We start from the raw sequence: 21905 nt of genomic DNA, 5'->3' as shown, positions 1-21905 counted from the left end.
GATGTTTGTTTCACTCGCCCCCATGAAGCCGACCACACGCATCAGAGGGCTGATCATCGGCGTCGCGAGCGCCGCCCTGCTCGGCGCCGCGGGCCTGGCCGCCGCCGGCCGGGCGGACGGCGCCACCGCGAACACCGCGAACACCCCGGCCACCGTGGCCACCCCGGTCGCACTGGCCGTCACGGGATCCCTCTACGTCTCCCCCACCGGGAACGACGCCGATCCCGGGACGCAGGCCGCCCCGGTCCGGACGATCGCCCGGGCCCAGGCGCTCGTCAGAACCCTGAACCAGAACATGACCGCGGACGTCACGGTCGTGCTGGAGGACGGCTTCTACCGGATGAGCAGCCCCCTGACACTCACCGCCGCGGACTCCGGCACCGGCGGCCACACCGTGATCTGGACCGCCGACACCGGCGCGCACCCGGTGCTGGCCGGATCGGCGCAGCTGACCGGCTGGCACCCGATGAGCTCGGGCAGTCCGATCTGGGTCGCGCAGGCCCCGGCGGGAACGCAGACCCGGCAGCTCTACGTCGACGGCGTGCGCGCGGTACGAGCCACCGGCGCCCTGCCGAACGCCCTCACCGGCCAAGGCAGCAGCGGCTACAGCGGCGGCGGCACCGCGATGGCCGCGTGGCGCAACCCCAGCGGCGCCAAGCCGCAGCTGGAGTTCGTCTACCGCGGCGGACTCGGCGCCTGGACCGAACCGCGCTGCCCGGTGGCGTCGTTCAGCGGCGACGCGGTGACGATGGCCCAGCCGTGCTGGACCAACTCCACGGCGCGCGCCGGCTCCTTCCCGGACGGACGCGCCTACAACCTGGTCGGCCGCAGCTCGATCACCGAGCAGCCGACGAGCGTGGAGAACGCCTTCCAGTTCCTCGGCGCGGGCACGCCGGGCCAGTGGTTCCTGGACCAGGGTGACAGCAAGCTGTATTACGTCCCGCGCCCCGGGGAGAACCTGGCCACCGCGGACGTCGAGGCACCGGTGCTGGAGAAGCTGGTCACCGGCGGCGGCACGGCTTCCTCACCGCTGCACAACGTGACCTTCTCCGGGATCCAGTTCTCTTACGCGACCTGGCTCGGTCCGCAGTTCCACACCCAGGGCACCAGCGACGGGTTCTCGGAGATCCAGGCGAACTACCAGGTCACCGGGGCCAACGGCGCGGCGTCGCAAGGGCTGTGCACCGTTCCGCCGTCAACGTACACGCTCGGCACGTGTCCCTACGGGGCGTGGACGCAGATCCCCGGCAACGTCTCCCTGACCTACGACCAGAAGATCCAGTTCACCAACGACGCCTTCGTCCATCTCGGCGCCGCGGGCCTGGCGCTCGGCGACGGTTCGCAGAACGACGTGGTGAAGGGTTCGGTGGTCACCGACGTCTCCGGCAACGGCATCGAGATCGGCAACGTCGATCTGCCCACGGCCACCGGGGCGTCGCAGACCTCTGGCAACGCGGTCACCGACAATCACGTGTTCGACGTCCCGGTCGAGTTCCACGGCGGCATCGGCATCGACTCCGGCTACACCACGAACGACTCGGTCAGCCACAACCAGATCGACCACACTCCATACACGGCGATCTCGCAGGGCTGGGGCGGTTGGCCGGACAAGGAGCAGGAGGCGCCGCAGGCGAACTTCTCCCGCACCAACACGATCGCGAACAACCTGATCTTCGACCACATGAGCCTGTTGAACGACGGCGGCGCGATCTACACGCAGGGCATCACCGGCACGTCGCTGAGCACCGGCGAGCATGTCACCGGCAACCTGATCCACGACCAGACCGGCAGCGGCCACGTCATCTACACCGACAACGGCTGCACCTTCGAGACCATCACGGGCAACGCCGTCTACAACAACACCAGCGCGCAGGCGTGGTCGTCCCGGCACAACGACTACGCTCCCGGGGCGACCACCACCTACGACCCGACGGACGTGGAGAACAACTACTTCCAGAACCCGGCCGGCTACACCACCGGCGGCGGGGTCACGGTCGCGAACAACACGACGATCACCGGCGCCTCGGGGGTTCCGGCCGCCATCACGGCCGCCGCCGGGATCGAGGCCGCGTATCAGGGTGTGTTGCAGTGGGTGCAGGCGCCGCTGCCGCCGGTCCCGGGCGTCACGCGGCTGGTGCTGTCGAACCTGGTGGTGAACGACGCGGCGAACGCCGCCAACTGGTCGTTGCAGACCAACCTCCAGGTCGGCGTGCCGATCTACGGGGACCGCGGCTACACCCTGGCCACCGTGCCCGCCGCCCTCATCGGCGCGGACTGGGTCCGGGTGGCGAACAACTCCAAGACGGTGACCGCCAGCCCGCTGGTGTCCTTCGGCATCAGCCGGGCGGCGACGGTGTATCTGGCCGTCGACGTCCGCACCGGGAAGCGGCCGTGGATGGACGCGTCGTGGAGCGACACCGGGACCACGCTCACCGACGACGAGAGCGGTACGGCGCGGACGTTCGAGGTCTACGCCAAGGCGTTCGCGGCCGGGACGGTCTCGCTCGGCCCGAACGGCGCGAACAACGACGGCTACGACATCGCGGTGGTCTGACCGGCGGCCCCGCACTCGGCCGTCACGACCCGGTAGCCGGCCCCGCTGACGGTCTCGATCACCTCGGGCGGCCCGAGCTTGCGGCGCAGCCGCCCGACGGTGACCGAGACGGTGCGGGTGAACGGGTCGGCGTTCTCGTCCCACACCTTCTCCAGCAGCTGCTCGGCGCTCAGCGGGACCGGCGCCGCCTCCAGCAGGGCGGCGAGCAGCTCGAACTCCTTCGGCGACAGGCGCAGCGGCGCGCCGAGCCGGTTGGCGGTGCGCAGTGCCGGGTCCAGCTCGATCCCGGCGTGTCGCAGCACCCTGGGTTTGGCCGACGGCCGCCGCCGGGCCAGCGCCCGCACCCGCAGCACCAGCTCCGGGAAGTGGAACGGCTTGGCGAGGTAGTCGTCGGCGCCCAGCCGCAGCCCGGCGACCCGCTCCCCCGGCGACCCGGCGGCGGTCAGCATGATGACCATCGCCGGGTCCGGCGCCTCGCCGATCTGGCGGCACAGCAGGTCTCCGGACAGCCCGGGCAGGTCCCGGTCCAGGACCACCACGTCGTAGCCGGTGCCGGCCGCCTTCTCCGAGGCGGTGAGCCCGTCGTAGGCGACGTCCACGGCCATGCCCTGGTCGCGCAGCCCCTCGGCGATGTCGTCGGCGAGCCGCCGGACGTCCTCGACCACCAGGACTCTCACTGTTCCCCCTCGGCGCTCACTGCTCCCCCTCGGCCATCACAGGGCTCCCCCTTGGCGCTCACAGCTCCACCTCCGCGCGCAGGCCGCCCTCGGGCTGCGCGTACAACAGCAGTCTGCCCCGATGCGCGACGGCGATGGCCGCGACGATCGACAGGCCCAATCCCGTGCCCTCGCGGGAGGTGCGGTCGGCGCCGAGGCGCTGGAACGGCTGGCCGAGCCGGGCGACCCGGTCCTGGCCCAGCACCGGGCCGCTGTTCTCGACGGTGAGCCGGACCGGGTTGTAGGGGCCGCGCGGCTGCGCGGTGATCCGCAGGTAGCCGTTCGGCTCGTTGTGCCGCACCGCGTTGTCGACGAGGTTGTCGACCAGGCTGGCCAGCAGCGTCGGATTGCCCCACACCATCACCGGATCGCTCTCGGTGCCCAGCCGGTGCTCCACCATCAGGTTCTTCGCGGCGATCGCCTCCGACCGTGCTTGCAGCGCGGCGATCGCCAGATACGCCAGCGGCGCCCCGGCGATCTCCTGGCGCCCCTCGTTCTGGGCGCGGGCCAGCAGCAGCAGGCCCTCCAGCAGCCGGTCGGCGGCGTCCAGGCCCTCGCGCAGCTTCCCGGCCAGCACATCGACCTCGCCGGGGCGGACCGGTTTGCCGACCGCGACGTCCACCGACGTGCGCATCATCGCCAGCGGCGTGCGCAGCTCGTGGGAGGCGTTGGCGACGAACCGGCGCTGGGCCTCGAACGCCGACTCCAGCCGGGCCAGCAGACTGTCGACGGTGTCGGCGAGCTCGGTCAGCTCGTCGCGCGGCCCGGTCAGCGCCAGGCGCTCGTGCAGGTTCCGCTCGGAGATCTGCCGGGTGCGCTCGGCCATGGTGCGCAGCGGGCTGAGCGCCCGGCCGGCCATGACCCAGCCCAGCACGGCCGACGCCGCCCCCATCAGCGTCAGGATGACGGCCGACTGGGACATCGCCGAGCGCACCGTCTCCCAGGTCGGGGACACCTCGATCGGCTTGGTGTCCGGCGTCGGCGCCGGTACCGGGAACTGCTTGGGGTCCAGGCCCAGGCCCGGTTTGAACTGCGGCACGTCCGGCTGGAACGTCACCAGGATCGGCTCGCGGAACATCAGCAACAGCACCAGCGTCAGCAGCAGGATCCCGGAGACCATGAACAACGCGGTGTAGAGCAACGTCATCCGCATACGTATGGTGCGCGGGCGCCAGTACCGCGGTGCGAAGCGCCTCCACAACACGGTGTCGCGGGCGACGGGTGCCGGGTTCCCCATGGGCCAAGTATCAGGGTTCGGTGTCAACAACCGGGCAACAGCTTCCGTGCGGCCGGTGTTGCCGCCGGGCCTCTAGACCTTGATGCGGGACACCCGATCCCGATCCAAGGAGGGGAACGATGAGATTCGGCAAACGTGCCGCCGCTCTGGCGTGCGGAGTGGGGTTCGGCGCCGCGGGCGTCGGCGTCGCGGGGACAGCCGAGGCCACGGCCGGGCCGACCAGCGCGGCCTCGGCCGTGGCCGCGGTCGCCTGGCAGCCGTGCCCGCAGTATTCGGACGACGTCCTGGCCGCGCTGGGGTACCGGCCCGAGGACTACGCGAGCTTCCGCGCGCTGTGGGCGCGCACCGACTGCGGCACGGTCAGCGTGCCGCTGGACTACCGCGACCCGGCCGGACAGCACATCACCATCGCGCTGACCCGGCTCAAGGCGCAGGACACCGCGCACCGGCGCGGCATCATGTTCATGAACCCCGGGGGCCCGGGCGGCAGCGGCTACCTGATGCCGGCCCAGCTGCTCCTGCAGAACCCGGCCGACGCGGGACTGAATCAGGACTATGATCTCATCGGATTCGATCCGCGCGGTATCGGATACAGCACCTCCTACGACTGCCCGCGGGACGGCAGCGGGCCGAACGCGGCCGTGACCGCGGACGGCGCCCCGGGGTCGGGGCCGCTGACCCAGGCGGACGTGCAGGAGTACTACGACCGCAACACGGCCGGCAACGCCGCGTGCTCGGCGTCGAACCCGACGTTCCTGCGGCAGATCACGACGTCCAACGCCGCTCGGGACCTCGACAGCATCCGCGGCGCGCTGCACGAGCGCAAGGCGAGCTACTTCGGCGCCTCCTGGGGCACGCAGCTCGGCGCGGTCTACCGCAGCCTGTTCCCGGCCACCATCGACCGCATGTGGCTGGACAGCGTGGTCTCGCCGCACGCCTACGAACTCGCCTACCGCTTCGCCGGCACCGCCCGGGCGAGCGAGGACGACTTCCACCAGTTCGCGGCCTGGCTGGCGGCCCGGAACAGCACCTACGGCTTCGGCGACACCGCGGCGAAGGTGGAGGCCACGGTGCTGGCGATGCGGCAGCAGGCCGACGCCAGCCCCTGGAAGTTCAGCGACCTCGACGCCACGCTGGACGGCTCGTTCATCGGCTTCCTGGCCGGCGGCCCGAACCTGGTCTGGGACCAGGCGGCGCCGATCCTGCTGTCGCTGACCACCGCGGTCAACGGCGGACCGGCGCCGGAGCCCGTCAAGCAGGTCATCAGCGGCCCGCGTACCCCGCCCCCGCCGCCGCCGGCCGGAACGCCGGCGGATTTCAACCAGACGGCGAACGTGGCCTACCTGTGCAACGAGGACACGAGCGACCAGAGCTTCCAGGCCCTGTGGGACGGCTATCAGCGGACCCTGGCGGCGAACCCGGTCACCGGCGAGTACAGCGGGCTGCGCCCGACCTGCGCCGGATGGACGCTGCCGCCGCAGCCGATCACGCTGCGCTGGAGCCCCGGCTCGCTCCAGATGTCAGGACACCTCCATGAGAGCGTGACCCCGTATCCGTGGGTGAAGCAGATGCAGGCCACGATCGGCGGCACGGTGTTCACGGTGCAGGACTACATCCACGGGTCCGCGCCGTTCGTGCCGGAGTGCGCGCAGCACATCGTGACGTACTTCGAGACCGGCCGACCGGACAACGGGACCTGCCCGGGCCTCCAGCCGGAACCGGCACCGGCGGGCGGCGCGACCGCTTCGGCGGCCACCGCGCACGCGGCGGCCGACGCGGCGCGGCAGGCCGTTGAGCCGCTGGTCTTCCACCCGGCCGGTCGGAAGCACTCCCTGTAACAGCCGGCGTAATAGTCGGCGGAGACGGATCGGCCGACGGGGACTTCCCCGTCGGCCGATCCGCGCGTCCGGGTTCGCGGAGCGGGTCCACCAGGCGGGTTCACAGTGCCTCCCGGACCCTCGCCTCCGCGTCGTCCCCGCTCATCGGCCGGCCGAACAGGTATCCCTGGCCCAGGTCCACGCCCATCTCCTGCACCAGCCGGCACTGGGTCTCGGTCTCGATCCCCTCGGCGATGATGCTCAGTCCGAGCGACCGGCCGATGCTCACGATGCCCTCGATCAGCGCGGTCTGGCGGGCGTCGACGCCCACGTCGGCGGTGAAGCCCTTGTCGATCTTGAGGCCGGTGACCGGCAGGTCGCGCAGGTAGCTCAAGGAGCTGTAGCCGGTGCCGAAGTCGTCCAGCGCGAGGCGGACGCCCTGGGCGCGGACCGCGCGCAGGTTGGCCTGGGCCTTGCTGGCATGGTGGATCAGCGAGCTCTCCGTCGCCTCCAGGATCAGCAGGTCCGGGTCCAGGCCGCTGGCCGCCAGGGCGTCGGCGACGTTGCCGGCGAAGGCCGGGGCCCGCAGCTCGTGGGCCGAGACGTTGACGGTGACGCGCACCGGGAGGCGGCCGGAGGCGGCCCGCAGCCGGTTCCACGACGCGGCGCGCAGGGTGGCGGTGCGCAGGATCCAGCGGCCCATCGGGACGATCTGGCCGGTGGCCTCGGCCAGGCCGATGAACTCGTCGGGCATGACCACCGTCCCGTCGGCGCGGTGCCAGCGGATCAGCGACTCGAAGGCCACCAGCGCGTGGTCGGCCAGCCGGACGATGGGTTGGTAGAGCAGGGTGAACTCGTGGTCGGCCAGGGCCTTGTCCAGGCCGGCCCGGCGGTCGGCGGCGCGCGCCAGGTCCGCGCGCATGGCCGGATGGTAGCGGCGCCAGGTGCTGGGGCGGCGGTCCTCCACGGCGGCGTGCTGGGCGATCTCGACGTCGGCCATCATCGTGGCGGCGGTGGCGCCGGGCGTGGCGTCGACCAGGGCCCCGCTGTAGGAGACCGTGACCGGCCCGACCTGGAAGGACTCGGTCTCGCCGGGAATGCCGAGCGGGTAGACCAGGGGCTCACCGCTGGGGCGGACGCGCAGGACGGCGAACTCGTCCACGCCGACCCGGGCCAGCAGATCGCCGGGGGCCAGCGCCCGGCGCAGCTGGTCGGCGGTGGCCTGCAGCACCTCGTCGCCGATGCCGCGGCCGTGGAAGTCGTTGATCTCGCGGAAGTTGTCGACGTCGACCAGCACCAGCCCCACCCGGGAGTCCGGCCCGGCGGTCTCCAGCGCGTTCTCCAGGCCGAGGATGAACGCGGCCCGGTTGGGCAGCCCGGTCAGGCCGTCGCGGTAGGCCTGCCGCTTCAGCGTCCGCTCCATCCGCCGCGCCGCGGTGACGTCCCGCAGTGACAGCACCAGGCCGTTGACCGTCGGCTCCTCCCGCAGGTCGCTGACCGTGGCCTCGGCCTCCCGGCGCTCCCCGGAGGGGCAGTGCAGCACCCAGTCCCGCCGCTGCGGCCGGTGCCGCACGGGGTCGGCCAGCAGCGCCGCGACCTGCCCGGCGTTGCGCGGGCCGACCAGCTCCGCGACCGGCCGCCCGGACAGCGCCTCGGGCCCGAAGATCGCCTCCGCCGACGGGCTGGCGTACCGGACCCGGGCATCGGTGTCGACGATGAGGATGGCGTCGGAGTCGTTCTGCACCAGCGCCTGGAAGTACCGCTCGCCGTCCCGCCGCGCGATCTCGGTGCCGAGCGCGAGCCGTTGCAGACTCAGCGCCCCCTGCCCGGCGAGGATCTCCAACGGCGCGGCCAGGTCCAGCAGCGACCGCTCGGAAGCCGCGGCGGCGAGCACCCCGGCCGCCCAGATGTCGCCGCGCCACCCCTCGGTGCCGAGCGGGAGGACGATCGCGTACTCGAAGCCGCGCAACGCGCCGGCGAGCGCCGGCGGCAGGTCTACGACGGGGATCAGGCCGGAGGCGAGGGTGGCGTCGTGGGTGGTGCGGCCGAGCGCGGCGAGGGTGTGGCGCCAGATGGTCCAGCCGGGAGGCTCGGCGAACTCGGGCGGGAGGCGGGAGGGGGGGTCCGGGGTGTGCGGGGTGTCCGGGGTGTCCGGGGCCGGACCGGGCTGCTCGGTCGGGGTGCCCGGGGCGGCTGTTTTGCCCGGTCCGGCTGGTTCGCTCGCTCCGGCTGGTTCGGGTTCGCTCGGCCCGGCGGGCTCACCCGGCCCGGTCACCCCCCAAGCATCCGCGGCGACATGGAACCGATGTCGCCCTTCCGCCGCGACCACTGTCACCCGGTACGGAACGCCCGGCCCGGCGAGTTTGGACACCGTCGCCGTCAGCACGGCCGCCGTCTCCGGTACGCCGGCGGCCGCCACCAGCGGACCGGTGGCGCTGACCAGGATCGTCTCGCGGCGCAGGGCCCGGCGGTGGTCGGCGAGGACCAGCGACACCCGGACCATGATCAGGACGATGATCGTGGACTCCAGCAGCGGCCCGAACACGCCGAGGTTGTAGTCGTGGTGGGAGAGCAGGACGAACGCCACCGCCGGTTCGGCGAGCGCCGCCAGCGTGAGCCCGATGATGCGGGCCGGCAGCACCGTCGGGCCCGGCGCCGGGATCGGCTCGGTGTTCCGCCGCATGTCCGGGACCAGCGCGGCGGAGCCCCACAGCAGGTTGAAGGCCAGCCAGCCCATGCTGATCAGGCGCCGTCCGAACCAGGTGCCGAACCACGGCGCCACACCCAGTTGCAGCAGCCCCTGCCCCACGTCGCACGAGGTGCAGACGAGCACGCCCGCGAACAGCAGCCACAGCGAGGCGCCCCGGGCGGCGGGCGCCGCCAGCAGCCGGATCAGCAGGCCCAGCAGCAGCACATCGCCGATCGGCGGCAGGATCGCCTCCAACCGAGCGGCCGACCACGTATCGGCACCCCCGACGAAGGGCTCGACCAGAAAGACCCAGACCGGCACCAGCAGCGCGGCGGTGGCGACGGCGGCGTCGAGCAGCCCGGCGGTGTCCCGCCCCCCGGAGCGCAGACGGATCATGGCCGACAGCGCCACCGCAGCCAGCGGATAGCCGAGGAAGGCCAGCCAGTCGGTCCACATCGGCGCGAGCGTCCGATGGTGCAGGTCCCCGAAGTCCGCACACTGGAAGGCGGCCACCGACAGCGCGATCAGCAGCCACACCGACCGGCGCGGCGGCAGATGCACCCGAACCCCGAAGGTGATCGCGGCCACCGCCCACACCGCCCCCGCGAACCGCGCCTGCACCGCGATCCCGGGCACGAACAACGAAACGACGACCAGCAGCAACGCCACGACGGCAAGCAGGATCAGCGCACGACGCGTACGCCCCGGACGACGCGGAGCCAGTCCCGCCAGCGGCCTCACCAGTCGACACAACCACGGCGCGCCACAGCGGGCACGGCGGGAAACAGTCCGCTGCGCCGCTCAGGCGTACGGCCGGGTCCGGGTACGAGTCCGAGTCCGAGTCCTTGTTCGAACCCTGGTCCTGCTCCGAGCCCTGGGCCGAGCCCGAGTTGGAATCTCGGCGCGCGCCTTGGTCCGAGCCCGAACCCGAGTCCGGGTCCAGGTACGAGCCCGAGCCCGAGTCCGAATCCAGGTCCAGGTCCAGGTCCGAGTCCGGGTCCGAGCCCGAGCCCGACTCCCAGTCCGAGCCCTAATCCGAAGTCCCCCGCCCCCGCACCGGACCCGACGCGCCGGTTCACCCCGCCCGCTCGTCCTGGTGCCCCGGCCACCACGCGGCGTGCCCGACCAGCGCGGTCAGCGCCGGCACCAGGAACAGCGCCATCACGAACGCCGCCAGCGCGATGCCGATCGCGACCGCGAAGCCGAGCTGCATCAGCAGCGCCACGCCGGCCAGCAGCAGCGAGGCGAACGTCCCGGCCAGGATCAGGCCGGCCGAGGCCACCGACGGGCCGGCGTGCTCCACCGCCAGGTCGGCGGCCCGCCGCGGGGTGTTGCCCTGGCGGGCCTCCTCGCGCAGGCGGGCGACCATGAGGATGTTGTAGTCCGAACCGATGGCGACCACGAACATGTAGACCATGATCGGCAGTGCGGACATCAGGCCGGCCTTGCCCAGCACGCTCTGGAAGAACAGCGCGGTCGCGCCGAGGGTGGCCAGGTAGAGCAGGCCGACGGCGAGCAGCAGGTACCAGGGTGCGACCAGGCTGCGCAGCAGCAGGATCAGCACCAGGGCGATCAGGGCCGCGGCGACCGGGAACACCACCTTCTCGTCGCGGCTGGTGGCGGTGCGGGTGTCCGCCGAGGTCGCGGTCGTGCCGCCGACGTAGGACTTCAGCCCCGGCTGCGCCGAGGCCGCGGCCGCCTGGTGGGCGTAGGCGCGCAGGTCGTCGATCACGTCCAGGGAGGCGTTGGCGTAGGGGTCGTCCTTCAGCACGGCGTCGACCTGCGCGGTCTTGCCGTCGGCCCCGAGCGTGTAGAGCGACTTCTCCGCGTTCGGCAGGATCGTCCCGACGCCGGGCGCCGTGGCCATCGCCTGCGCGAAGGCGGCGGCCGCCGCGGGCTGGAGCGCGCTGCCGTCGGTCGATTGCAGGTAGACCTGCGACGGCGCCAGCGCCCCGGCCGGGAACCCGGTCTGCAGCGTCTTGAACGCCTTGGCCGACGGCGTGTCCGACGGCAGCTGGTCCAGGATGTTGTAGTCCGCCTTGAACGTCAGCGAACCCAGCGCGAGCAGCGCCAGCAGCCCGCCGGAGGCCAGCGCGACCCAGCCGGGCCGCGCCGCCGTCGTCCGGCCCAGCCGGGCGAACACCGCGCCGCGCGGCGTGCGCGTCACGGTCTTCGACGGCCAGTAGATCCGCGGCCCGACCAGGCTCATCACCGCCGGGACCAGGGTCAGCGCGGCGACCGCCATGACGATGACCGCGACCGCCAGCGCCGGGCCCTGCGACTTCAGGTTGCCCAGCGAGGCCAGCAGCATCGCGCCGAACGCGAACACGACGGCCAGCGCCGCGGAGGCGATCGCCTCGCCGACCGTGGCCACCGCCTCGACCACGGCTTCCTTGCTCTCCAGTCCGGCGCGCAGCCCCTCGCGGTAGCGGAAGAGTAAGAACAGGATGTAGTCGGTGCCGATGCCGAACAGCACCACGATCAGGATCGTGTTCAGCGAGGAGTCGACGCTCCAGTCGAACGCCTTCGCCACGGCGGTGATCACCGGCGGGGCGACCATGAACACGATGACGACCATCACGATCGGCAGCAGCGCGGCGATCGGGCTGCGGAAGATGAGCAGCAGCAGCGCGATGATCAGCACCAGCGTGCCGACGGTGACGATCACCTCGGCCTTCTTGAACGCGTCGCGGTTGTCCAGCGCGATCGCGGGCCCGCCGGTGACCTCGGCCCGCACCGCGCTGCCGGCGGTGAGCTGGTTGGCGGTGTCGCGGACCGCCTTGGCGGCGTCGGGCACCGCCTCGTCCTCGGCGGTGCCGACGATCGAGGCCTGGGCCAGCGCGACCTGCTTGTTCGGCGAGACCAGCGGCGGCGTCACGCTCGCGACGCGCTCCAGGTGCGCGGCGTTCAGCTGGGTGGTGACGGACATGGCCTTGGCCGCGTCGTCGTCGGTCAGCGGGCCGCCGTCGACCCGCGAGAACACGATCGTCGCGATCTGGTTCTGCGACTGCGGGAACGCCTCCTTGGCGATCTGGTCGGCCTGGGTCGATTCGTAGGAGTGCGGCAGGAAGCTGGCGCTGTCGGTGTCGGTGACCGAGGACAGCTTCGGCCCGAGCGCGGAGATCAGCACGGCGCCGACCAGCCACGCACCGATGACCCACCACGCCCGGCGCACCGTGAACCGGCCCAGCGCTCTGAACACAGGTCCTCCTGGACATCGCCTCGGCCCCCGATGATCAATTCCTTGGTATCGCGGGGCGGGGCCCGCGGCGGTGTGGGGCCGCCGTTCGGGTGGCGGACGCGCGGGCTCAGGACGTGAACATTCCGTCATCTCCCTCAGCGCTTTCCGGCCTGTTCGAGCTCGTTCATCGCACGAAAGTGAGCGCTTCCATCAGCATCTTCACATCACCGTTACCCACTGGTAACTTACTCCGAGTCAGATCCGTGTGACCCACTTCACGCCTCAGGAGTGCCATGCGCAGAACACAGGCGAAGCGCCTCGCCGCCGCCACCGCCGGGGTGGCGCTCACCGCCGCCGGGATGGCGACGGCCACCGCGCCGACGGCGGCCGCGACGGACTCGTTCTACAGCTACAGCGGCTCGGCCCCGCTGGCCTCGTACGCGCCGGGCACGGTGCTGAAGACCAGGACGCTGCTGTACCACGTGGTGGGGATCCCGACGCCGGTGACCACGATCCAGCTGCTCTACCGGACCACCGACGCGCAGGGCCGCCCGTCGGCGAACGTGACCTCGGTGATCCGCAGCCTGACCGGCGACGGCACGAAGGCGGTCTCCTACAACTCCTTCTACGACTCGCTGAACCCCGAGGACAGTCCCTCCCGGTCGATCGCCGGGAACGTCTCGCTCGGCGGCGCCATCGCCAACGCCGAGACGCTGTTCATCGCGCCGCTGCTGGCGCTGGGCTACAACGTCGTCATCCCGGACACCGAGGGCCAGAGCGCCGACTTCGCCGCCGGGCCGGAATACGCGACCGACACCCTGGACGCGATCCGCGCCGCCACCCGCAGCGTCGCCACTGGCATGACCCCCGACACCCGGTTCGGACTGCTGGGCTACTCCGGCGGCGCGATCGCCACCGGCTGGGCCGCCGCGCTGGCGCCGACCTACGCCCCCGACGTCAACCAGCACCTGGTCGGTTTCGCCGAGGGCGGGCTGCTGGTGGATCCGGCGCACAACCTGAAGTTCGTCGACGGGTCGCTCGTGTGGTCGGGCGTCATCCCGATGGCCGTCATCGGCGTCGCGCGCTCCTACAACATCGACTTCTCGAAGTACCTGACCAGCTACGGCCTCGGCGTCTACAACCAGCTCCAGAAGGGCTCGATCGTCAACGCCCTGGGCCAGTACCCGGGCCTGACGTGGAAGAAGATGGCCAAGCCGCAGTATGCGAACCCGGATTCGGTGCCGGAGTTCGTCGACGCCGTCAACAAGATCAACCTCGGCTCCGCCGCCACCCCGACCGTCCCGGGCTACCTCGCCCAGGGCGACGCCGGGTATCTGGAGGGCACCTTCAACAACCCGCCGGGCATCGGCACCGGGGACGGCGTCATGGTCGCCGGCGACGTGCGCGCCCTGGCCCGCCAGTACTGCGCCACCGGCGACGGCTCCATCAAGTACGACCAGTTCGACCTGCTCAGCCACCTCGGCACCGCGGTGCCGTGGGCGCCGCTGGCCGTCGGCTGGCTCGACGACCGCTTCGCCGGCCGGGCCGCGCCGTCGGACTGCGGGCACATCGCGGCGGGGAACTCGCTGGCTCCGGAGCACACCGTCCCGGCGTCCTGAGCCGTCCGGGAGGCTCCGCGGCACCGACGGACACACGGACACCGACGGACAGCGACCGACACCGACGGGCATTGCAACCGCATGCCCGTCGGTGTAGCCAATCCCTCATGGACGCACCCAAGAGGATCGTGCTGTGGGGCACCGGCTTCGTCGGCAAGCTGGTCCTCGCCGAGCTGCTCCGTCCGCATCCGCGCTTCGAACTGGTGGGCGTGGGCGTCAGCAGCCCCGACAAGGTCGGCCGCGACGCCGGCGAACTGTGCGGCGGCGCGCCGGCCGGGATCACCGCCACCGACGACGTCGACGCCCTCATCGCCCTGCGCCCCGACGCCCTGGTCCACTACGGCCCCACCGCGGCCCACGCCGAGGACAACATCCGCCTGATCGGCGCCTTCCTGCGGGCCGGGATCGACGTGTGCTCGACCGCGATGACGCCCTGGGTCTGGCCGGCGATGCGACAGAACCCGCCGGCCTGGATCGACCCGATCACCCGGGCCTGCGCCGAGGGCGGCGCCTCCTGCTTCACCACCGGCATCGACCCCGGCTTCGCCAACGACCTGTTCCCGATGACGCTCATGGGCCTGTGCGGCGAGGTCCGCACCGTGCGGGCCCAGGAGATCCTCGACTACAGCGACTACACCGGCGACTACGAGAACGAGATGGGCATCGGCAAGCCGCCGGAATTCCAGGCACTGCTGGAGATCCCCGACATCCTGGTGATGTCCTGGGGCGCGACGGTGCCGATGATGGCGCACGCTGTCGGGATCGAACTGGACGCGATCACCACCACCTGGGACAAGTGGGTCACCGACCGGCCGGTGAAGACGGCCAAGGGCGTCATCGAACCCGGACAGGTCGCCGCGATCCACTTCACGATCAACGGGGTCCACCGGGGCCGGACCCGGATCCAGCTGGAGCACGTGAACCGCGTCGGCCGCGACTCGGCGCCGGACTGGCCGCGCGGCACCGCCGACGACGTCTACCGCGTGGAGATCGAGGGCTCGCCGTCGATCGTGCAGGAGACGGCCTTCCGCTTCACCGACGGCTCCGGCCGCGACGCCGCCACCGCCGGCTGCCTGGCCACCGGACTGCGCGCCCTGAACGCCGTCCCGGCCGTCAACGACGCCGCGCCGGGCTGGGTCACCGCGCTGGACCTGCCCTTGATCCCCGGCGCCGGGACGATTCGCTGACGGTCGTTCCGCCTTCGCGTCCCGGACCTGGGACGACCATCGACGCGGTACCGCACGGTTGGGTAACCTGCACGCATTCAATGAGTGTCTGGACATACCCAGGAAGCCGCGTGACACAACCAACGACTGCCGGGGTCGGCCGACCCTCCGCCGAATGCATACGTAACGTCCAATTGTCCTGCCAGCTGTTGCAGCGCCACGAGAACGAGTTCGTCGACGGCTTCTTCCGCAAGGTGCTCGAAGACGTGCGCTGGGCCCGCGAACTGGGGCCGGAGCAGGCCCGGCCGCTGGCCGACGGCCTGGTCCGCTCCGTGCTGTGGGCCGGGCTGTCGCAGGACTCCGACGAGCTCATCGGCGCCACGATGCGCGACGTCGGCGCCCGCTACCAGCAGCAGCAGGGCGTCCCGGACGAGTGGTACCGGGAGTTCGGCAAGGCGCTGCTGTTCGCCGTGCGGCAGATGCACCCCAGCGACTGGGGCTCGCTGCTGAGCTCGGACTGGGTCGCGTACTACATGTGGCTCAGCGAGTTCATCCGCCTCGGGGCCCTGGAGACGCAGGCTCGGCACAGCTCGTCCGCGCAGGCCGTCGCGCCGGCGCCGATCGAGTCGCTGACCGACGTCGTCGCCCTGCTGCGCACCCGCTACTTCCCGGACAACGAGCGCGCGCTGACCACCATCTGCACCCGCGTCGCCCTGCGCACCGGCACCGACCTGCGCAACCCCCGCGCGGACCAGCACACCGACCCCGTCGCGATCGCCAACGTCCTGAGCACCCTGCTCGTCCTGGGCTACTCCCTGCAATCGTTCTCCATCGAGGACGCCTCCGAGCCCGACGAGTACAGCGACTACCGCCAATACGGCGACCACGGCCAGTCCGGCGACGGCCAGCACGGCCAGCACGGCGACGACCAGGACCGCTCCGCCCCCGCGACCGGCCGCTCCCGCGTCCTGCGCCGCCGCGTATCCCGCATCTTCGGCATCGGCCGTGGCACCTCCGGAGGAGAGCGATGAACGCCCGCACCGTGGTCCGGGCCCACGCCGTCGGCCCCACCGCCCAGGCCCTCCCGGCCCTGCTGTCCGCCCTGGACCGCGGCCTGACCGGCCGCACCCCGGCCGCCGTCCTGTACTTCGCCTCCAGCGAGCACGATCCGCTCGTCCTGGCCCCGGCCGTCTCCCAGCACTTCCCCGACGCCGCCGTGATCGGCTGCTCCACCGCCGGGGAGTTCACCGACCAGGCCATCGGCCTGGGCGGCATCTCCGCGATCGCCCTTCCGCACGGCGTCCTGCACCGCGCGATCGCCGTCCTGGGCCACCTCGATCCCGACCCCGCCGAGGGCACCGCCGCCGCGGTGCGCGCGCTGGAACAGCGGCTCGGCAGCCAGCTCCGCGCCCTGGACCCCGACCGCTACCTCGGCTTCCTGCTCGTCGACGGCATGCACGGCTCCGAGGAGCAGGTCAACGACATGCTCGGGAACACCGCGCCGCTGCTCGACTTCGTCGGCGGCTCCGCCGGCGACGACTTCGCCTTCCGCAGCACCTGGGTGGCCGCCGGTGCCGAGGTCTCGTTCCACGGCGTGGCCCTGCTGCTGTGCGAGAGCGCGGTCCCCTACCGGATCGTGAAGTCCTGCTCCTTCTCCCCCACCGGACGCACCCTCGAAGTCACCGAGGCCGACGTCGAGAACCGCACCGTCTACGAGTTCGACAACCGCTCCGCGACGGCCGCCTACGCGGAGGCCATCGGCGCGAACCCCGCCACGCTCGGCGCCGAGGACTGGATCGAGCACCCGGTCGGCCTGATGATCGACGGACAGCCCTGGATCCGGAGCCCGCAACAGGTCCTGGCCGACGGCGGGCTGCGCTTCTACTGCCAGATCATGCCCGGCATGCGGGTCGAGGTGATGCGGTCCACGGACGTGCTCGGCGAGACGACCGCGGCGCTGGAGGCGGCGCGCGCCGACCTCGGCGGGACGGTCGCGGGCGCGGTGATCTTCAACTGCTGCCTGCGGCGCATGGAGATGGACGCGCGGGGCTTGACCGGCCGGTTCCCCGAGGCGCTCGCCGGGATCCCCTCGGCCGGGTTCCACACCTACGGGGAGAGCTGGTTCGGGCATGTGAACCAGACGCTGACCGGCGTGGTGTTCGGGATTTGAGGGATTGAGCCCTCTTATTCACCGGCCCCGACCGCCCTGACTTCGCCTTCGCCTAGATCGACTGGGTCAACAGTCCCAGTCGATCGCCCCACCCCTCTTCCCGATCGGGTTACCCGGTAGTAGCGTGCGCCGCGCCACTGTTCCCGAGAGGAGACCGAGCATGCACATTCGTGCCCGTACATTGGCCGCCGCACTCACCGCCCTGGCAGTGGGCGGTGCGCTGAGCGTGTCCGCGGTTACGGCCGCCGCATCATCGACCGCCTCCCGCTCCGCGGCCGCGGCCGCCCCGGCCACCGTTCCCGCCTCCGGCGCCCCCGACTACTGCCTGTCCCAGTGCAACGACATCCTGCCGCCGGGGGAGAACGGCGCCGCCACCCTGGCCCAGATCCTGTGGTTCAAGGCCACCGGCGGCCGCCCCGCCAACACCGACGACCAGCTCGGCAAGTACGCGAGCCTGGTCGACGGCTACACCGGCCTGACGAACGGCTCGCTCGGCTCCTTCTTCAACAGCTCCTCCTTCGGCGTCCCGGCCAACCAGGTCAGCAGCACGCTGAATCCCGGCGGCCGCTCCGACGTCACCATCACCCGCGACAAGCAGGACATCCCCCACATCTACGGCACCACCCGTTCGGGTGCCGAGTACGGGGCCGGATACGCCGCCGGCCAGGACCGGCTGTGGATGATGGACGTCTTCCGGCACGTCGGCCGCGGCCAGCTCTCCGGCTTCGCCGGCGGCGCGGTCGGCAACCGCCAGCTGGAGCAGCAGTTCTACCTCAACGGCGCCTACACCGAGGCCGACCTGCAGGCGCAGGTCGACCGGGTCAAGGCCGCCGGGTCCCGGGGCGCGCAGGCCTACCAGGACATGACCGACTACCTCAACGGCCTGAACAAGTACATCTCCGACGTGAAGGCCGGCGACAACTTCCCGGGCGAGTACGACCTCACCGGCAACGCGAACGTCTTCACCGGCGACGGCATCCAGCCGTTCCAGCCCACCGACCTGGTGGCCATCGGCTCCGTGGTCGGCGCGCTGTTCGGCGCCGGCGGCGGCAACCAGGTGGCGTCCGCGCTGGTGAAGGAGGCGGCCGAGGCCAAGTACGGCGTCGCCGCTGGCGACCAGATGTGGCAGTCCTTCCGCGAGGAGAACGACCCCGAGGCGGACCTGACGCTGCACTCCGGCCAGAGCTTCCCGTTCAACGGCAGCCCGGCCAACGCGACCGGCGTCGCGCTGCCCGATCCGGGGTCGGTCACGCCGCAGCAGATCGTCTTCGACCCCACCGGCTCGGCGACCAGCTCGCTCACCGGCTCGGGCACCAACGCCGCGAGCACCGCGGGGGCCGTCGGCCCGGCCGCCGCCACACCGGAGGCCGCCGCCAAGACCGCCCGCTCCGACGCCGCGGTGAAGGCCAATCCGGCGCTGAAGTCCCAGGCCGGCTCGCTGGGCCAGGGCGTCCTGCCGGCCAACCTGTTCGCCCAGAAGCGCGGCATGTCCAACGCGCTGGTCGTCTCCGGCCAGTACACCGACACCGGCAACCCGGTGGCCGTCTTCGGCCCGCAGACCGGCTACTTCGCGCCGCAGCTGCTCATGCTCGAAGAGATCCAGGCCCCCGGCATCAGCGCCCGCGGCGCCGCCTTCGCCGGCCTGAACTTCTATGTCGAGCTCGGCCGCGGCGCCGACTACTCCTGGAGCGCCACCTCGGCCGGCCAGGACATCATCGACACCTTCGCCGTCCAGCTCTGCAACACCGACGGCTCCCCGGCCACCAAGAACTCCAACGCCTACCTCCTCAACGGCACCTGCACGCCGATGCAGCAGATCGAGCGTGACGACTCGTGGAGCCCGACCACCGCCGACAGCACGCCGGCCGGGTCCTACAAACTCATCGCGTTCCGGACCAACTTCGGCATCGTGCAGGCCCGCGCCACGATCGGCGGGAAGCCGGTGGCGTACACGCAACTACGCTCGACGTACCAGCACGAGGTGGACACCATCATCGGGTTCCAGATGTTCAACGACCCCAGCGTGGTGACCGGCCCGGCCGGCTTCCAGCAGGCGGCGTCGAACATCAGCTACACGTTCAACTGGTTCTACGTCGACAACCAGCACACCGCCTACTACAACTCGGGCCTGAACCCGACGCGCCCGGCCGTCGACGACCCCAACCTGCCGATCACCGCCGACGCCGCGCACCAGTGGCTGAACTGGGATCCGAGCACGAACACGGTCGCCAACACGCCGTTCGCCTCGCACCCGAACTCCATCGACCAGGACTACTACGAGTCCTGGAACAACAAGATCGCCAAGGACTACACCGTCTCCGGCTTCGGTGACGGCTCGATCTACCGCAGCAACCTGCTGAACACCCGGATCAAGAACCTGATCACCAGCGGGCAGAAGGTCACCCGGGCCTCCCTCACCCAGGCGATGGAGGACGCGGCGGTCACCGACCTGCGCGGGGAGACCGTGCTGCCGGAGCTGCTCCAGGTGATCGGCACCCCGACCGACCCGACGCAGGCCGCGGCCGTGAACGAGCTGCGCACCTGGCTGAACGACGGCGCCAAGCGCAAGGAGACCGCGGCGGGCAACCACGCCTACGGCGACTCCGACGCGATCCGCATCATGGACGCCTGGTGGCCGCTGCTGGTGAAGGCGGAGTTCGGTCCGGGCATGGGCGATCCGCTGTACACGGCGCTGACCGGCGCGCTGAGCGTCGACGACTCCCCCTACGGCGGCGCGGAGGCCGGCGTGTCCCACAAGGGCTCGTCGTTCCAGTCCGGCTGGTACTCCTACGTCGACAAGGACCTGCGCGCCCTGCTGGGCAAGCCGGTCCAGGGCGGCCTGTCGCAGGCGTACTGCGGCGGCGGCGACCTCACCCAGTGCCGGGCGGCGCTGCTGAGCGCGCTGTCCGCGGCGGTCGCGACGCCGGCGTCGTCGGTGTATCCGGCCGACTCGGTGTGCTCGGCCGGCGACCAGTGGTGCGCCGACTCCATCCAGCAGCACCCGCTGGGCGGCGTGACCGACGCCGAGAGCAACTGGCAGAACCGGCCGACGTTCCAGCAGGTGGTGCAGTACCCCTCGCACCGCGGCGCCAACATCGCGAACCTGGCGGCCGGCCGCACGACGGCGGCGTCCAGCACGCAGTCCGGGCTGACGGCGGCCAAGGCCGTCGACGGCGACGTGTCCAGCCGCTGGGGCAGCAACTACAACGACAACGAGTGGCTGCAAGTCGATCTGGGCTCGGTGCAGCCGGTCGGACGCGTGATCCTGAACTGGGAGGCGGCCTACGGCAAGGCCTACAGCATCCAGGTCTCGGCCGACGGCACCACCTGGCAAACGGTGTATTCCACGACCGCGGGGCAGGGCGGCCAGGAAGTCGCTGGCTTCCCGGCGAGCCAGGCCCGCTATGTGCGGATGCAGGGCGTCAAACGCGGCACGCAGTGGGGCTACTCTCTGTACGAGATGCAGGTCTACGCTGTCTGACCCCGTCTGACAACAACGTCGCCCGGCCCGCCTCGGCGGTCCGGGCGACGCTTCTCCGACCGTGGATCAGGACGATCCGGGGCGAAAGGTGGAGGGTGAGCAGCCGATGCCGCGCATAGCCGTCGACGAACGCCGTGAGCTCCTGGTCGAGGCGGCGATCCGGGTCATGGTGCGGGACGGGGTGGCCAAGGCCACGACCCGGTCGATCGTGGCCGAGGCCGGGATGGCGCTGGCCGCGTTCCACTACAGCTTCCGCTCGAAGCAGGAACTGCTGGAGAACGTCATCGAGACCATCACGGCCCACACCCTGGACCTGGCCGTGGAGCGGCTCGGGGCCGAGGGCGGCGTCGAGGACAAGGTGCGCGCCGCGCTGGATTCGTATTGGCAGCACGTCATCGCCAACCCCGGGGAGCACCGCGTCACCTATGAGCTGACGCAGTACGCGCTGCGCCATCCCGGCCTGGCGACCGTCGCCAAGCGCCAGTACGAGGCCTACATCGAGGGCGCCTCCAGGCTCATCGAGGCGCTGGCGCAGAGCTCGGGCGTGACCTGGACGGCGCCGGTGCCGGTCATCGCGCGGTATCTGATCTCGGTGATGGACGGTTTGACGCTGCTGTGGCTGAACGAGGGCGACGACGCCAGGGCGAGCGCGGCTCTGGATCTGGCCGGGGACCATCTCATCAGCCTGATCCGGGTGTCCTGACCCATTGATCCCCTGAACCCTTGGCCCCCTGGCCTCCTGACCTCGAACCGGGGCCGATCCGATCCCCTGCCCTTTATTTAGCTCTGCATCAGAGGTAAAATGGGGGTCATGACGGAGACCGGCGACCTCGACGACGTCCTGGCCGGCATCCACCGGCTGCTGCGGCGCCGGTTGCGGGCCGGATTGGCGGTGCCGCGCCTGCGCGGGGCCGAGGTCGAGCTGCTGCGGCTGGTCCAGGCCCGGCCCGGGCTGCGGGTCTCGGTGGCCGCCAAGGAGTTGGGGCTGGCCGGGAACTCGGTGTCGACGCTGGTCCGGGGCCTGAGCGAGCTCGGGCTGGTCGAGCGGACCGCCGATCCCAGCGACGGCCGCGCCGCGCTGCTGCGCATCACCCCCGAGGCCGAGCGGCGGCTCCAGGACTGGCAGGACCGGCGCGCGGCACTGTTCCGCGACCACGTCGGCGCCCTGCCCGAAGCCGACCGGGCCGCGCTGGCCGCCGCCCTGCCGGCCCTGCGGGCGCTGGCCGATTCGCTGCACGCCGAGGCCGAGAACGGAGATGAGACATCGTGACCGAC

General features: G+C 71.6%; 13 protein-coding genes. 9 read left to right on the top strand and 4 right to left on the bottom strand.

All coding sequences use genetic code 11. The features are described from left to right. Positions 1-22: 22 nt before the first annotated feature. Positions 23-2554, top strand: a complete 2532-nt coding sequence (locus ABD481_RS30370; RefSeq protein ID WP_344669225.1) for a right-handed parallel beta-helix repeat-containing protein — start codon at positions 23-25, stop codon at positions 2552-2554. On the opposite strand, the gene ABD481_RS30365 is transcribed toward ABD481_RS30370, so the two are convergent. Both ABD481_RS30365 and ABD481_RS30360 read right to left on the bottom strand, forming a co-directional pair. Then, a complete protein-coding gene (locus ABD481_RS30365; RefSeq protein WP_344669224.1) occupies positions 2533-3231 on the bottom strand; it encodes a response regulator transcription factor in 699 nt (232 codons plus the stop codon). The genes ABD481_RS30370 and ABD481_RS30365 overlap by 22 nt on opposite strands. A 58-nt stretch (positions 3232-3289) precedes the next feature. Beyond that, entirely contained in the window at positions 3290-4507 is a 1218-nt protein-coding gene (locus tag ABD481_RS30360) for a sensor histidine kinase (protein ID WP_344669223.1), read from the bottom strand. A gap of 119 nt (positions 4508-4626) precedes the next feature. Between ABD481_RS30360 and ABD481_RS30355 the strand changes: the two genes are divergently transcribed. Further along, the gene (locus ABD481_RS30355; protein ID WP_344669222.1) at positions 4627-6345 is read left to right on the top strand and encodes an alpha/beta fold hydrolase; all 1719 of its coding nucleotides are present in this window, start codon (positions 4627-4629) and stop codon (positions 6343-6345) included. A gap of 100 nt (positions 6346-6445) precedes the next feature. On the opposite strand, the gene ABD481_RS30350 is transcribed toward ABD481_RS30355, so the two are convergent. Beyond that, positions 6446-9754, bottom strand: coding sequence for an EAL domain-containing protein (locus tag ABD481_RS30350; protein WP_344669221.1), 3309 nt, complete (start codon positions 9752-9754; stop codon positions 6446-6448). 334 nt (positions 9755-10088) lie between these two features. Next, positions 10089-12215 (bottom strand): MMPL family transporter, encoded by a 2127-nt coding sequence (locus ABD481_RS30345; protein ID WP_344669220.1) that lies wholly within the window; start codon positions 12213-12215, stop codon positions 10089-10091. A gap of 272 nt (positions 12216-12487) precedes the next feature. Here ABD481_RS30345 and ABD481_RS30340 point away from each other — a divergent pair, with 272 nt between their 5' ends. The 7 genes from ABD481_RS30340 (at position 12488) to ABD481_RS30310 (ending at position 21900) form a co-directional block, all read left to right on the top strand. Continuing rightward, the gene (locus ABD481_RS30340) at positions 12488-13813 is read left to right on the top strand and encodes a lipase family protein (protein ID WP_344669219.1); all 1326 of its coding nucleotides are present in this window, start codon (positions 12488-12490) and stop codon (positions 13811-13813) included. Between the two features lie 107 nt (positions 13814-13920). After that, positions 13921-15000, top strand: a complete 1080-nt coding sequence (locus tag ABD481_RS30335; RefSeq protein ID WP_344669218.1) for an NAD(P)H-dependent amine dehydrogenase family protein — start codon at positions 13921-13923, stop codon at positions 14998-15000. Positions 15001-15173: 173 nt separating this feature from the next. After that, on the top strand, positions 15174-16010 hold the full coding sequence (locus ABD481_RS30330) for a hypothetical protein (RefSeq protein ID WP_344669217.1): 837 nt from the start codon (positions 15174-15176) through the stop codon (positions 16008-16010). Continuing rightward, positions 16007-17149 (top strand): FIST signal transduction protein, encoded by a 1143-nt coding sequence (locus ABD481_RS30325; protein ID WP_344669216.1) that lies wholly within the window; start codon positions 16007-16009, stop codon positions 17147-17149. Before ABD481_RS30330 ends, ABD481_RS30325 begins: the two co-directional genes overlap by 4 nt. Positions 17150-17309: 160 nt before the next feature. Then, the gene (locus ABD481_RS30320; RefSeq protein WP_344669215.1) at positions 17310-20630 is read left to right on the top strand and encodes a penicillin acylase family protein; all 3321 of its coding nucleotides are present in this window, start codon (positions 17310-17312) and stop codon (positions 20628-20630) included. A gap of 106 nt (positions 20631-20736) precedes the next feature. Beyond that, a complete protein-coding gene (locus ABD481_RS30315) occupies positions 20737-21333 on the top strand; it encodes a TetR/AcrR family transcriptional regulator (protein WP_344669214.1) in 597 nt (198 codons plus the stop codon). 108 nt (positions 21334-21441) lie between these two features. After that, positions 21442-21900: a MarR family winged helix-turn-helix transcriptional regulator gene (locus tag ABD481_RS30310; RefSeq protein WP_344669213.1), complete on the top strand. Its 459-nt coding sequence runs from the start codon at positions 21442-21444 to the stop codon at positions 21898-21900. The last annotated feature ends 5 nt before the right edge of the window (positions 21901-21905 follow it).

Origin of the sequence: Catenulispora yoronensis (genome assembly GCF_039531695.1) — a bacterium.
GTDB classification, from domain to species: domain Bacteria; phylum Actinomycetota; class Actinomycetes; order Streptomycetales; family Catenulisporaceae; genus Catenulispora; species Catenulispora yoronensis.
The sequence above is the reverse complement of the archived record's forward strand: the minus strand, read 5'-3'. Positions and strand labels throughout refer to the sequence as shown.